The sequence below is a fragment of the Streptomyces melanosporofaciens genome, from assembly GCF_900105695.1.
Lineage (GTDB): Bacteria > Actinomycetota > Actinomycetes > Streptomycetales > Streptomycetaceae > Streptomyces > Streptomyces antimycoticus.
Window position 1 is genome coordinate 7149194 of record NZ_FNST01000002.1, and the last position, 15161, is coordinate 7164354.

Genomic DNA, 15161 nt, shown 5'->3' on the forward strand with positions numbered 1-15161 from the left:
GACGTTCCGGCCCTCTTGAGGAGCTGACGACCATGGACAACGAGAAGAAGCTGCGCGACTACCTCAAGCGGGCCACCGGCCACCTCCGCGCGGCACACGGCCGGATCCAGGAGCTGCAGACCCCCGAGCCCATCGCCATCGTGGCGATGAACTGCCGGTATGCGGGCGACATCCGGTCCCCCGAGGACCTGTGGCAGGCCGTCGCCGAAGGCCGCGACGGCATGGGCGACTTCCCGGCCGACCGGGGCTGGGACCTGCCGAACCTCTTCGACCCGGACCCCGACCGGGAGGGCCGCACCTACGCCCGACAAGGCGGATTCCTGCATGACGTGGACCAGTTCGACCCGGCGTTCTTCGGCATCTCGCCGCGCGAGGCCCTCACCATGGACCCGCAGCAGCGGCTGCTGCTGGAAGTGGTCTGGGAGACCTTCGAACGGGCCGGAATCGACCCCGGCACCCTGCGCGGCAGCGACACCGGCATCTTCATGGGTGCCACCGACTTCGACTACGCCCGCGGTCTGACCGAGCTCCCCGAAGGGCTCGAAGGCCAGATGTCCATGGGCGCCTCGGGCGCCATCCTCTCCGGCCGCGTCGCCTACACCCTGGGCCTGGAGGGACCGGCCGTCACGGTCGACACCATGTGCTCGTCCTCGCTGGTGGCGCTGCACATGGCCTGTCAGGCGCTGCGGCAGGGCGACTGCTCGATGGCGCTCACCGGCGGCACCACCGTGATGTCCACGCCGAGCGGCTTCATCGAATTCAGCCGCCAGCGGGCGCTGTCCACCTCCTCCCGCTGTCAGGCGTTCTCCTCGACGGCGGATGGCACCGCCTGGGGCGAGGGCGTCGGAGTGCTGCTGCTGGAACGGCTCTCGGACGCCCGCCGCAACGGCCACACCGTGCTCGCGGTCGTCCGCGGCTCCGCCATCAACCAGGACGGCGCCAGCAACGGCCTCACCGCCCCCAACGGCCGTGCGCAGCAGCGGGTGATCCGCCAGGCGCTGGCCAACGCCACGCTGTCCGGGGCCGATGTCGATGTGGTCGAGGCGCACGGCACGGGAACGTCGCTGGGCGACCCCATCGAGGCCAACGCCCTGCTCGCCACGTACGGCAAGAAGCGCCCGGCCGACCGGCCGCTGTGGCTCGGCTCGCTGAAGTCCAATATCGGCCACACGGCGGCCGCCGCGGGGGTCGGCGGCGTGATCAAGATGGTGCAGGCCATCCGCCACGGGGTGCTGCCCAGAACCCTGCACGTCGAGGAGCCGTCGCCCAACGTGGACTGGTCCTCGGGAGCCGTAGAACTGCTCACCCAGGCCCGGCCGTGGCCGGAGACCGGGCGGGTCCGCCGCGCCGGGGTGTCCGCCTTCGGCGCCAGCGGCACCAACGCCCACGCCATCATCGAGCAGGCCCCTCAAGAAGAATTTTCGGGCACTTCGGCCGAGGGGGACGCCCCGGTGGGCGGGGGAGCGGTGCCCTGGGTGCTGTCGGCCAAGACCGAGTCGGGCCTGGGGGCGCAGGCGGAACGGCTGCTGGCGCGCCTCGCGGAGGATCCGGAGCTGTCCCCGGCGGACGTCGGCCTCTCGCTGGCCACCACCCGCGCCCTCTTCGACCACCGCGCCGTGGTGGTCGGTGGCGGCGTCGAGGACTTCCGCGGCGGGCTGACGGCGCTCACCCGGGGCGAGCCCGGTGGCCTGGTGGCCCAGGGCGTGGCGGGCCCGGCAGGGAAGCCGGTGTTCGTGTTTCCGGGGCAGGGGTCGCAGTGGGTGGGGATGGCGGTGGAGTTGCTGGATTCGTCGCCGGTGTTCGCGGGGCGGATCGCGGAGTGTGAGGTGGCGTTGTCGGGGTTTGTGGAGTGGTCGCTCACGGGCGTGTTGCGGGGTGGGGGCCCGGGGTTGGAGCGGGTGGATGTGGTGCAGCCGGCGTTGTGGGCGGTGATGGTGTCGTTGGCGGAGGTGTGGCGGTCGTGTGGGGTGGTGCCTGCTGCGGTGGTGGGCCATTCGCAGGGTGAGATCGCTGCGGCGGTGGTGGCGGGTGGGTTGTCCTTGGATGACGGCGCGCGGGTGGTGGCGTTGCGGTCGCAGGCCATCGCACGGGGCCTTGCCGGACACGGCGGCATGATGTCCGTCGCTCAGAGCGCCGATCGGGTGCGTGAGCGGATCACCGCCTGGGACGGCCGTATCTCCGTTGCGGCGGTCAACGGCCCCGGTTCGATCGTGGTGTCCGGTGACCCGGAGGCGCTGCGCGAGCTTCAGGCGGAGTGTGAGGCCGAGGACGTACGGGCGAAGATCATCCCGGTGGACTACGCGTCCCACTCGGCCCATGTCGAGGAGCTGCGCGACGAACTCCTCGGCCTCCTCGCCCCGATCCGCCCGCGCACCTCGGACATCACCTTCCACTCCACGGTGACGGGCGCACCCCTGGACACCGCGGGTCTGGACGCCGGGTACTGGTACACCAATCTGCGGGAGACGGTGGAGCTGGAGTCGGCGGTGCGGGCTCTGTCGGCGGCCGGGTTCGGGACGTTTCTCGAAATGAGCCCCCATCCGGTGTTGACGATGCCGTTGCAGGCGACCGCCGAGGACGCGGTGGTGGTGGGGTCGCTACGGCGTGATGAGGGCGGCCCCGAGCGGTTCCTGGCCTCGCTGGGCGAGGCGTTCGTCCGTGGAGTGGCCGTCGACTGGGCCGCGGTGTTCGCCGGGCTGGGCGCGTCCGTGGTGCAGTTGCCGACGTACGCCTTCCAGCGGCAGCGCTACTGGCTGGAGCAGCCTCCGGCACCGGCGGCCGCCACCGGAGGCGACCCGGTGGACGCCGAGTTCTGGGACGCCGTCGAGCGCGAGGACCTGGAAGCGCTGACCGCCGCGCTGGAAGTGGACGCCGACGAGGAAAGGTCCTCGCTGCGGACCGTGCTCCCGGCGCTGTCCTCATGGCGTCGCGGCAGCAGGGAGCGGTCCGTGCTCGACTCCTGGCGCTACCACGTCACCTGGAACCGGGTGCCCGACCCGGCCTCGGCGGCCCTGACCGGCACCTGGCTGCTCGTGGTCCCGGACGCACACCCCGGCACCGAGCTCATCGATGCCGTACGCGACGGTCTGGAGACCCACGGCGCCACGGTGGTCACCGTCGAGGCGGCCGAGGCCGACCGCGCCGCGGTCGCCGTGCGGCTCGCCGAGGCCACGGCCGCAGACACCCCGGCCGGGGTGCTCTCCCTGCTCGGGCTCGCCGACGCACCGCACCCCGGCCACGCGGGCGTGCCCATGGGCCTCGCGCTCACCCTCGCGCTCGTCCAGGCCCTCGGCGACACCGGGGTCGCGGCCCCGCTGTGGCTGGCCACCCGTGGGGGCGTGTCCGTCGGCGGCACCGATGTGCTCGACAGCCCCGCCCAGGCGGCCGTATGGGGCTTGGGCCGGGTCGCCGCCCTCGAACACCCCCAGCGCTGGAGCGGCATGATCGACCTGCCGGGCACCGTCGACGGCCGGGTCACCACACGGCTGTGCGGTGCGCTCGCGGGCCGTCTCGGTGACGAGGACCAGCTCGCCCTGCGGCCCTCCGGTGTGTTCACCCGGCGGCTGGTACGGGCCGCCGGACACCGGGGGAGCGGCGCATCCTGGAGCCCCGAGGGCACCGTGCTGCTCACCGGCGGCACCGGTGGCGTCGGAGCCCAGATCGCCCGCCGGCTGGCCCAGGCCGGTGCCGAACACCTGGTGCTCACCAGCCGCCGTGGCCCCGAGGCGCCCGGCGCGGACAAGCTCAAGGCCGAACTGACCGAGCTGGGCGCCAATGTCACCGTGGCGGCGTGCGATGTGGCCGACCGCGCCGCGCTGGAAGCGCTCGTACGGGAGGTGGAGGCCGAGGGCCCGCCGATCCGCTCCGTGCTGCACATCGCGGGTGCCGGTGTGCTCGTCCCGCTCGCCGACACCGATCTGGCGGAGTTCGCCGACACGGCGGAGGCCAAGGTCGCGGGCGCCGCGAATCTGGACGCCCTCTTCGACCGGGACACCCTCGACTCCTTCGTCCTCTTCTCCTCCATCTCGGCCGTCTGGGGCAGTGGTGAACACGGCGCGTACGCGGCCGCCAACGCCTATCTCGACGGGCTCGCCGAGAACCGCCGGGCCCGCGGCCTCACCGCCACCTCGGTGGTGTGGGGCATCTGGAGCCCCGAGGAGGGCGGCATGGCCGCCAACCTCGCCGAGGAGCAACTGCGCGGCCGGGGCATCCCGTTCATGACTCCCCGGCTCGCCATCGACGCGTTCTGGCAGGTGATGGACGGGGACGAGACCGTGGTGGTGGTCGCCGACGTGGACTGGGAGCGGTTCGTCCCCGTTTTCACCTCGGCCCGGCCCAGCCCGCTCATCGGCCAGGTGCCCGATGTGGCGCGGATCCTCGCCGCCGACGCCGACACGGGGCCGGACACGACCGGCGAGTCCTCCTCGCTGCGCGACCGGCTGGCCGACATGGCCCCGGCGGACCGGCAGATGGCCGTGCTGTCGCTGGTGCGCTCCCAGATCGCCACCGTGCTCGGCTATCCCGGCCCGGAGGCCGTCGACGCCAAGCGCGCCTTCCGCGAGTTGGGCTTCGACTCCCTGAGCGCCGTCGACCTGCGCAACCGCCTGGGCACCGCGACCGGGCTCCGCTTCCCCGTCACCGTCGTCTTCGACTACCCGAGCGCGGAGGAGCTCGCCGGACACATCGGCGCCGAACTCTTCCCCGATGACACCGCGAGCACCGGCCTCGACCCCGAGGAGGCCGAGGTCCGCGCGGCACTGACCTCCATCCCCCTGCTCCGGCTCCGCGAATCGGGGCTGCTGGACGAGCTGTTGCGGCTGGCCGGCTCCCACGACCCGGCCACCGGACCGGTGGACGAGGAGCCCGCCGAGTCCATCGACGACCTGGACGTGGATGACCTCGTCCGCATGGCCTACGACAAGAACGACCTCTGACGAGACTCGACTGCGGAGCTGACAATGGCAAACCCAACCGACAAGATCGTTGGCGCGCTGCGGGAGTCTCTGAAGGAGACCGAACGGCTGCGCCGGGCCAATCAGCAACTCACCGCCGCGTCCCGCGAACCCATCGCCATCGTGGCGATGAGCTGCCGCTACCCGGGCGATGTGCGCGGCCCCGAGGACCTGTGGGAGCTGGTCACCGGCGAGCGCGACGCCATCTCCGGCTTCCCCGGCAACCGCGGCTGGGACCTGGAGAACCTGTACGACCCGGACCCCGACCGGCAGGGCACCGTCTACGCCACCGAGGGCGGGTTCCTCCACGACGCCGACCAGTTCGACCCGGCGTTCTTCGGCATCTCGCCCCGCGAGGCCACGGTGATGGACCCGCAGCAGCGGCTGCTGCTGGAGACCTCCTGGGAGGCGTTCGAGCGCGCCGGGATCGATCCGGTGGGCCTGCGCGGCAGCAGAACCGGCATCTTCGTGGGCGCCGCCTACCAGGGCTACATCCCCGACTGGCCCCATATGCCCGAAGGGCTGGAGGGCCACCTGGTCACGGGCATCTCCGCGAGCATCATGTCCGGCCGCATCGCCTACACCCTGGGCCTGGAGGGCCCGGCCGTCACCCTCGACACCGCCTGCTCGTCCTCGCTGGTCGCCCTCCACCTGGCCTGCCAGTCGCTGCGCCAGGGCGACTGCTCCCTCGCCCTCGCGGGCGGCGCCGCCGTGATGGGCGCCCCGATGGGGCTCATCGGTTTCGCCCGGCAGCGCGGACTGGCGCAGGACGGCCGCTGCAAGGCGTTCGCCGAGGGCGCCGACGGCATGGGTCTCGGCGAGGGCGTCGGCATGCTGCTGCTGGAGCGGCTCTCGGACGCCCGCCGCAACGGCCACATGGTGCTGGCTCTGGTGCGCGGCTCCGCCGTCAACCAGGACGGCGCCAGCAACGGCCTCACCGCGCCCAACGGCCGCTCCCAGCAGCGGGTGATCCGCCAGGCGCTCGCCAACGCCGCCCTGACGGCGGAGCAGATCGACGCGGTCGAGGCCCATGGCACCGGCACCCCGCTGGGCGACCCGATCGAGGCGGGCGCTCTGCTCGCCACGTACGGGAAGGACCGCGCGGCGGACCGCCCCGTACTGATCGGCTCGCTGAAGTCCAACATCGGCCATCCGCAGGCCGCCGGGGGTGTCGGCGGTGTCATCAAGATGGTGCAGGCCATGCGCCACGGTCTGCTGCCCAAAACGCTCCACGCCGAGGAGCGTTCCTCGCGGATCGACTGGCCGGCGGGGGCGGTGGAGCTGCTGACCGAGGCCAGGGAGTGGCCGCGTGGCGAGGAGCCCCGCCGGGCCGGTATCTCGGCCTTCGGGGCCAGTGGCACCAATGTGCACACCATCATCGAGGAGGCGCCCGAGGAGGAACCCTCCGACAACGCGGCGGAGGGGACCGCCCCGGTGGGCGGGGGAGTGGTGCCGTGGGTGCTGTCGGCGAAGAGCGCGGCGGGCCTGCGGGCGCAGGCCGAGCGGTTGCTGACGCATGTGACCGCGCGCCCCGGCCTCTCCCCGGCCGACATCGGCCACTCGCTGGCCACCACCCGCGGCCGCTTCGACCACCGTGCGCTGGTCCTGGGCGGCGACCGGGACGAGCTGATCGGCGCACTGGGCGCGCTGGCGTCGGGCGGCGCGTCCCCGCATGTGGTGCGTGGCGAGGGAGTGATGGCGACCGACGCCCGTCCGGTGTTCGTGTTTCCGGGGCAGGGGTCGCAGTGGGTGGGGATGGCGGTGGAGTTGCTGGATTCGTCGCCGGTGTTCGCGGGGCGGATCGCGGAGTGTGAGGTGGCGTTGTCGGGGTTTGTGGAGTGGTCGCTGGTCGAGGTGTTGCGGGGTGGGGGTCCGGGGTTGGGGCGGGTGGATGTGGTGCAGCCGGCGTTGTGGGCGGTGATGGTGTCGTTGGCGGAGGTGTGGCGGTCGTGTGGGGTGGTGCCTGCTGCGGTGGTGGGTCATTCGCAGGGTGAGATCGCTGCGGCGGTGGTGGCGGGTGGGTTGTCGCTGGAGGACGGCGCGCGGGTGGTGGCGTTGCGCTCGCAGGCCATCGGGCGTGGGCTGGCGGGGCGTGGCGGCATGATGTCTGTCGCCGAGAGTGCGAATCGGGTGCGTGAGCGGATCACGGCTTGGGGCGGTCGTATCTCGGTGGCGGCCGTGAACGGCCCCGGCTCGATTGTGGTGTCCGGTGACCCGGAGGCCCTGCGCGAGCTTCAGGCGGAGTGCGAGGGCGAGGACGTACGGGCGAAGATCATCCCGGTGGACTACGCGTCCCACTCGGCCCATGTGGAGGAGTTGCGCGACGAACTCCTCGAGGTCCTGGCCCCGATCGCCCCGCGCCGCGCCGAGGTGCCGTTCTGCTCGACGGTCACCGGCGACACCATCGACACCACTGGGCTCGACGCCGGGTACTGGTACACCAATCTGCGGGAGACGGTGGAGCTGGAGTCGGCGGTGCGGGCTCTGTCGGCGGCCGGGTTCGGGACGTTCCTGGAGATGTCTCCGCATCCGGTGCTGACGATGCCGTTGCAGGCGACCGCCGAGGACGCGGTGGTGGTGGGGTCGCTACGGCGGGACGAGGGCGGCCCCGAGCGGTTCCTGGCCTCGCTGGGCGAGGCGTTCGTCCGCGGGGTGGCCGTCGACTGGGCCGCGCTGTTCGCCGGGGCGGGGGCGTCGGTCGTCGAACTGCCGACGTACGCCTTCCAGCGTCAGCGCTACTGGCTCGAGGGCTCCTCCGCACCCGCCGCCGAAGGCGACGCGGTGGACGCGGACTTCTGGGACGCCGTGGAACGCGAGGACCTGGCGGCGCTGGCCACCGCGCTGGAGGTGGACGCCGAGGAGTCGTCCCTGGCCATGGTGGTCCCGGCGCTGGCCTCATGGCGCCGGGCGCGCCGCGAGCGGTCGGTACTCGACTCCTGGCGCTACCACGTCACCTGGAAGCCTCTGGGCGACGCGCTCACCGCCCCGCACGACCGGTCGTCGGCCGGTGCCACCTGGCTGATCGCCGCGCCCGCCGGAGCACCGGAGGGCCCGCGCGTGGCGGAGGCGCTGCGGGAACGCGGCGCCGAGGTCCGGTTGGTGGAGCTGACCGAGGCGGACGCCGTACGCGAGGCGCTCGCCCGCAGACTCGGCGAGGCGATGGCGGACGCGCCCCCGACCGCGGACGCGCCCCCGACCGCGGTGCTCTCGCTCCTCGCGCTCGCCGAGGAGCCGTACGCGGCGGGCACGGCGCAGCCGCTCGGCCTCGCCCTCAACCTCGCCCTGCTGCAGGCGCTCGGCGACACCGGCGCCGACGTCCCCATCTGGTACGCCACGCGCGGGGCGGTGTCCGTGGGCCGCGCGGACGTGCTGGACCATCCGCTGCAGGCCCTCACCTGGGGCCTGGGCCGGATCGCCGCCGCGGAGTATCCGCGGCGCCGGGGCGGTCTGGTCGATCTGCCCGGCACCCTCGACGACCGCGCCATCGCGCGGCTGTGCGGTGTGCTCGCGGGCCGGCCGACCGGCGAGGACCAGGTGGCGGTGCGTGCCTCCGGTGTCCACGGGCGCAGGCTGGTCAGGGCCTCGGCGGCGCTGACCGACGCCACCGCGCCGTGGCGGCCGCGCGGCACCGTGCTGGTGACCGGCGGCACCGGCGGCCTGGGCGCCCATGTGGCGCGCTGGCTGGCCCGGGGCGGCGCCGAACACCTGGTGCTCACCAGCCGCCGGGGTCCCGAGGCCCACGGCGCGGCCGAACTCGCTGATGAGCTGCGGGAGTCGGGGGTCCGGGTGACCGTGGCCGCGTGCGACGCCGCCGACCGCGACGCACTGGCCGCCCTCCTGGCCACGCTGGACGAGGACGAGGCCCCGCTCGACGCGGTCGTCCACACCGCGGGCGTCCTGGACGACGGGGTGCTCGACACCCTCACCCCCGAGCGCGCCGAGGGGGTGCTGCGCCCGAAGGTGGACGCGGCGCTCCATCTGCACGAACTCACCCGCAATCGCGAGCTGTCCGCCTTCGTGCTCTTCTCCTCCTTCGCGGGCACGCTCGGCGGCCCCGGCCAGGGCAGTTACGCGGCCGCCAACGCCTTCCTCGACGCGCTCGCCCACGCCCGCCGCGCCCAGGGCCTCCCCGCCACCTCCGTGGCCTGGGGCGCGTGGTCCGGCGGCGGGCTGGTCGACGAGGCGGTCGAGGCGCGGCTGCGCGCCACCGGTATGCCCGCGATGGCGCCCGACCCGGCGATCGGCGCCCTGCAGCGCGCCCTGGACGTGGGCGACACCCATGTGGCCGTGGCCGATATCGAATGGGACCGGCTCATCGCCGCCACCCCCTCGCTGAACGGGGCCGCCGTGCTCGGCGAACTCCCCGACGCCCGGCGGACGGACACGGCGGACGCCACCACGGCCGACGCGGACACCCCGCTCGCCCAGCGGCTGGCCGGACTGTCGCCGCAGGAGGCCGAGGACGCGCTGGCCGACCTGGTCAGCACCGAAGTGGCCGCCGCGCTCGGCTATCCCGACACCACGGCGGTCGAGTCCGGGCGCGCCTTCCGCGAACTGGGCTTCGACTCGCTCACCGCCGTCGACCTGCGCAACCGGCTGAACGCGGCCACCGGGCTGCGGCTGCCGGTCACCCTCGTCTTCGACTACCCGACCGTCACCGCGCTGACCCACTTCCTGCTGGCCGAGAGCGGCGCCGGAGACACCGATGCCACCGCCCCGGCGGGCCCGGTGCCCGCCACCGTCGCGGTCGACGACGACCCGATCGCCATCGTGGCCATGAGCTGCCGCCTGCCCGGCGGGGTGACCACCCCCGAGGAGCTGTGGCAGCTGCTGATGGACGGCCGTGACGCCGTCTCGGACTTCCCCACCGACCGGGGCTGGGACATCGAGGGCCACTACGACCCCGACCCCGACAAACCGGGCACCTTCTACGCCACCGGCGGCGGATTCCTGCATGAGGCCGACCACTTCGACCCCGAGTTCTTCGGGATCTCCCCGCGCGAGGCGCTCGCCATCGACCCGCAGCAGCGGCTGCTGCTGGAGACCAGCTGGGAGGCGTTCGAACGGGCCGGGATCGACCCGGCCTCGGTGAAGGGCACCCAGGCCGGAGTCTTCATCGGTGCCAGCTACAACGACTACGGATCGCGCTTCGGCCGCGCGCCCGAGGAGTTCGAGGGCTATCTGGCCACCGGCAGCGCGAGCAGCGTGGCGTCCGGGCGCATCTCGTACACCTTCGGCCTCGAAGGCCCCGCGGTCACCGTCGACACCGCCTGCTCGTCCTCGCTGGTCGCCCTCCACCAGGCCGTCCAGGCGCTGCGCCAGGGGGAGTGCTCGCTGGCGCTGGCGGGCGGCGTCGTCGTGATGTCCACGCTGGACACCTTCATCGAGTTCAGCCGGCAGCGGGCCATGGCCCCCGACGGCCGGTGCAAGGCGTTCTCGGCGGACGCCGACGGCGCCGGGTGGGCCGAGGGCGTCGGCATGCTGCTGCTGGAACGGCTCTCGGACGCGCGGGCCAACGGCCATGAGGTGCTGGCGCTGGTGCGCGGCTCGGCCGTCAACCAGGACGGCGCCAGCAACGGCCTCACCGCCCCCAACGGCCCCTCCCAGCAGCGGGTGATCCGCCAGGCGCTGGCCGGTGCGGGCCTGTCGGCCGCCGACGTGGACGCGGTCGAGGCCCATGGCACCGGCACCCGGCTCGGCGACCCGATCGAGGCACAGGCCCTGATGGCCACCTACGGCCAGGGGCGGGACGCGGACCGGCCGCTGTGGCTGGGCGCGCTGAAGTCCAACATCGGCCACACCCAGGCCGCTTCGGGTGTCGCCGGGATCATCAAGATGGTGCTGGCGCTGCGCCGTGGTGTGCTGCCGAAGACCCTCCACGCCGATGTGCTCTCGCCCGACGTGGACTGGTCGGCCGGTGCGGTGGAGCTGCTGACCGAGGCCCGGGAGTGGCCCGGGACGGACCGCCCGCGGCGCGCGGGCGTGTCCGCCTTCGGCGTCAGCGGCACGAATGTGCATGTGGTGCTGGAGCAGGGCCCCGAGCCCACCGCGCCGGTGGTCGAGCGGTCGGTCGACTCCGATGTGGTGCCCTGGGTGCTCTCCGGGCGCAGCGAGACGGCGCTGCGGGCGCAGGCCGGACGGCTGCGGGCCCATCTGGAGGAGCGGCCGGAGCTGCGCCCGCTGGACGTCGGCTACGCGCTGGCGACGAGCCGCTCGGCCTTCGCCCACCGCGCCGTGGTCGTCGGCGCCGAGCGGGAGGAGCTGCTGCGGGGCCTGGCGGAACTGGCCTCGGGGACGGCCCAGGAGACGGTGGCCGACACCGGGAAGACGGCCTTCCTGTTCACCGGGCAGGGCGCCCAACGACCGGGTATGGGACGGGAGCTGTACGACGCCTTCCCGGCGTTCGCGGCGGCGTTCGACGCGGTGTGCGCGGAGCTGGACCCTCATCTGGACGGCTCGGTGCGGGAGGTGGTGTTGGGGGAGGACCCGGAGCCGCTGAACCGGACCGTGTTCACGCAGACCGGGCTGTTCGCCCTCGAAGTGGCGCTCTACCGGCTGGTCGAGTCCTGGGGCCTGCGCCCGGACTTCCTGGTCGGCCACTCGGTGGGCGAGCTGGCGGCGGCCCATGTGGCGGGCGTGTTCTCGCTGCGGGACGCGTGTGCGCTGGTGGCCGCCCGGGGCCGGCTGATGCAGGCGCTGCCGGAGGGTGGTGCGATGGTGTCGCTCCAGGCGGCCGAGGCCGAGGTGCTGCCGTATCTCGAAGGCCACGAGGACCGGGTGAGCGTGGCGGCGGTCAACGGGCCGCGGGCGACCGTCATCTCCGGTGACGAGGAGACCGTCCTGCGGATCGCGGAGGCAGCCGGGGTCAAGAGCAAGCGGCTCACCGTGTCCCACGCCTTCCACTCGCCGCTGATGGACGCCATGCTCGCCGAGTTCGGCACGGTGGCCGCCGGGATCGGCTACGCCGCGCCGCGGATCGCGGTGGTCTCCAACGTCACGGGTGAGGCGGCGGGCGAGGAGCTGTGCTCGCCGGAGTACTGGGTGCGCCACGTCCGCCGGGCGGTGCGCTTCGGGGACGGCATACGCTTCCTCGCCGGGCGGAAGGTGACCCGCTTCGTCGAGATCGGCCCCGCCGGTGTGCTCTCCGCCATGGGCCAGGAGTGTCTGTCCGAGGACGACACCGACCTCGCGTTCGTCCCGTTGCTGCGCAAGGACCGGGGTGAGGCCGAGTCGTTGCTTGCCGGGGTCGGCCGGGTGCATGCGCACGGTGGCGAGGTGGACTGGGAGAAGGTGTTCGCGGGCCGTGGCGCCCGCCGGGTGGAGCTGCCCACGTACGCCTTCCAGCGGCAGCGCTACTGGCTGGACGCGCCCGCCACCGTGGGCGATGTGGCCTCGGCCGGTCTCGGCGCCGCCGAGCATCCGCTGCTGGGCGCCGCGGTCGAACTCGCCGGCACCGACGGCCTGGTGCTCACCGGGCGGTTGTCCACGCGCGGCCAGCCCTGGCTGGCCGACCACGCGGTCCTGGACGCGGTCCTCTTCCCGGGCACCGCGTTCCTGGAGCTGGCGATCCAGGCCGGCGACCAGGTGGGCTGCGACCGGGTCGAGGAGCTGACCCTCCAGGCGCCGCTCATCCTCCCCGAGCGCGGAGCCGTCACCCTGCAACTGGTGGTGGACGCTCCCGACGAGGACGGCCACTGCACACTGAACGTCTACTCCCGCCCCGAGGACGCGCAGCGCGAGCTGCCGTGGACCCGGCACGCCACCGGTGTGCTGGCGGTCGGCACCGCCGAGGGCTCCTACGATCTGGGCGGGGCGTGGCCGCCGCCGGGCGCCGAGCCGATCGAGGTCGAGGACCTGTACGAGCGGTTCGCGGCGGGCGGCTTCGGCTACGGCCCCTCGTTCCAGGGGCTGCGCGCGGCCTGGCTGCGCGGCGAGGAGGTGTTCGCGGAGGTACGGCTGCCCCAGGAGCAGCAGTCCGCCGTCACCGCCTACGGGCTGCACCCGGCCCTGCTGGACGCCGCGCTGCACACCATCGCGCTCGGCCCGACGTTCCAGGACGGCGAGGGTCGGCTGCCGTTCTCCTGGACCGGGGTGTCGCTGCACGCCGCCGGAGCCGGTGAGGTACGGGTGCGACTCACACCGAGTGGCGCCGACACGGTGGCCCTGACCGTGGCGGACACCATCGGCCGGCCGGTGGCCACCGTCGAATCCCTCGTGCTGCGCAAGCGGCCCGAACGGCTCGGCGACGCCCCGACCGGCGGTGACGCGCTCTACCGGCTCGACTGGGTGGCCGCCGACACCTCCGCCGCCGCGCCCGAGCAGAGGCCCGCCGGGAGCTGGGGCCTGCTCGGCGACGACGACTTCAAGCTGGTCGGACTCGACGCGCACACCTACCGCGACCTGGCGGCCCTGCCCGCCGACCCGGCCGCCATGCCCGCCACCGTGCTGGTGCCCTGCGCACCGGAGCCCCAGGGGGTGGCCGACGCCGTACGGACGGCGACCCACCGGGCGCTGGCGCTGGTCCGGGCCTGGCTGACCGAGGAGCGGTTCGCCGACTCCCGCCTGGTGTTCGTCACCCGGGGCGCGGTGGCCACCACGCCCGGCGCGGATGTGCCAGATCTGGCCCACGCCGCCGTCTGGGGTCTGGTGCGCTCCGCGCAGTCGGAGAACCCCGACCGGTTCGTCCTCGTCGACCTCGACGAGCACGAGGAGTCGGTGGGCGCCCTGCCGACCGCGCTCGCCCTGAGCGAGCCGCAACTGGCGGTGCGCCAGGGCGGCATCACGGTGGCCAGGCTCGCGACCACCCCCGCCCCCGACACCGCCCCGCCGGCCTGGGACCCCGAGGGCACGGTGCTGGTCACCGGAGCCACCGGCACCATCGGCGGGGTCATCGCCCGCCATCTGGTGGCCGAGGGCGGCGTGCGGCATCTGCTGCTCGCCGGCCGCCGCGGGCCGGACGCCGAAGGCGCGTCCGAACTCCGCGAGGAACTCACCGAGTTGGGCGCCGAGGTCACCCTCGCCGCCTGCGATGTGGCCGACCGGGAGGCGCTGGCGGCACTGCTGGCCACCGTCCCCGCCGCCCATCCGCTGACGGCCGTCGTGCACACGGCGGGCGTCCTGGACGACGGTGTCGTGTCCTCGCTCACCCCCGAGCGGATGGACCGCGTGCTGCGGCCCAAGGTCGACGCCGCGCTCACCCTGCACGAGCTCACCCGCGACCTGGACCTGTCCGCGCTCGTCCTCTTCTCCTCCATCGCCGGCACCTTCGGCGGGATGGGCCAGGGCAACTACTCGGCGGCCAACGCCTTCCTCGACGCCTTCGCCCAGCACTGCCGCGCCCAGGGCCGCCCCGTCCAGTCGCATGCGTGGGGGCTGTGGGCCCAGCGCAGCGACATGACCGGCAAGCTGGAGGGCGCCGATCTGAACCGGCTGGCGCGCGGTGGCATCGTCCCGTTCTCCTCGGAGGACGGCGCCACGCTCTTCGACGCCGCACGCGCCGTGGACGCCGCCGTCGTGCTGCCGATGCGGCTCGACACCGCCGGGCTAGCGGCGCGCTCCGATGCCGTACCGGCGCTGCTGCGCGGGCTGGTGAAGGCCGCGCCCGCCAAGCCCGCCCGGCGGAGCGTGGCGGGCGCGGGAGCCGGGGCCGCACCTGCCCGGCCCGAGGGCCTCAAGCAGCATCTCTCCAGCCTGCCGGAGGCCGAGCGCGGCCGGTTCCTGCTGGACCTGGTCCGCACGACCGTGGCCGGGGTGCTGGGCTTCGGCTCGGTGGCGGCCGTCGAGGCGGAGCGCGGTCTGCTGGACCTCGGCTTCGACTCGCTCACCGCCGTCGAACTCCGCAACCAGCTCGGCAAGGCCACCGGCCGACGCCTGCCGGTCACGCTGCTCTTCGACTACCCCACCTCCACGGCGATCGCCGCCTACCTGGAAGCGGAGATCGCCCCGGAGACCTTCACCGCCGCGTCGATGGCCTTTCCGGAACTCGACGCCCTGGAAAACAATCTGGCCCGGGTCGCCACCGACGAGGAGGCGCGCACCACGCTCGCCTCACGTCTGCAGGACCTGCTGGTACGGCTCGGCCAGGGCCCGGAGGACGCGGAGGACGCGGTCGCCGGCCGCATCGACGCCGCCTCGGACGACGAGATCTTCGACTTCATCGAGAACGAACTCGGCCTGTCCTGACGTACCCGGAGTTGGAAATCAAAGAGA

The 15161-nt window shown here is 73.7% G+C and carries 2 protein-coding genes; both read left to right on the forward strand.

Annotation, left to right across the window (positions count from 1 at the left end):
- The first annotated feature begins 32 nt into the window (after positions 1 to 32).
- Positions 33 to 4934, forward strand: a complete 4902-nt coding sequence (locus BLV72_RS33825; RefSeq protein WP_093467132.1) for a type I polyketide synthase — start codon at positions 33 to 35, stop codon at positions 4932 to 4934.
- Between the two features lie 24 nt (positions 4935 to 4958).
- Entirely contained in the window at positions 4959 to 15134 is a 10176-nt protein-coding gene (locus BLV72_RS33830; RefSeq protein ID WP_093467134.1) for a type I polyketide synthase, read from the forward strand.
- Positions 15135 to 15161 lie beyond the last annotated feature (27 nt).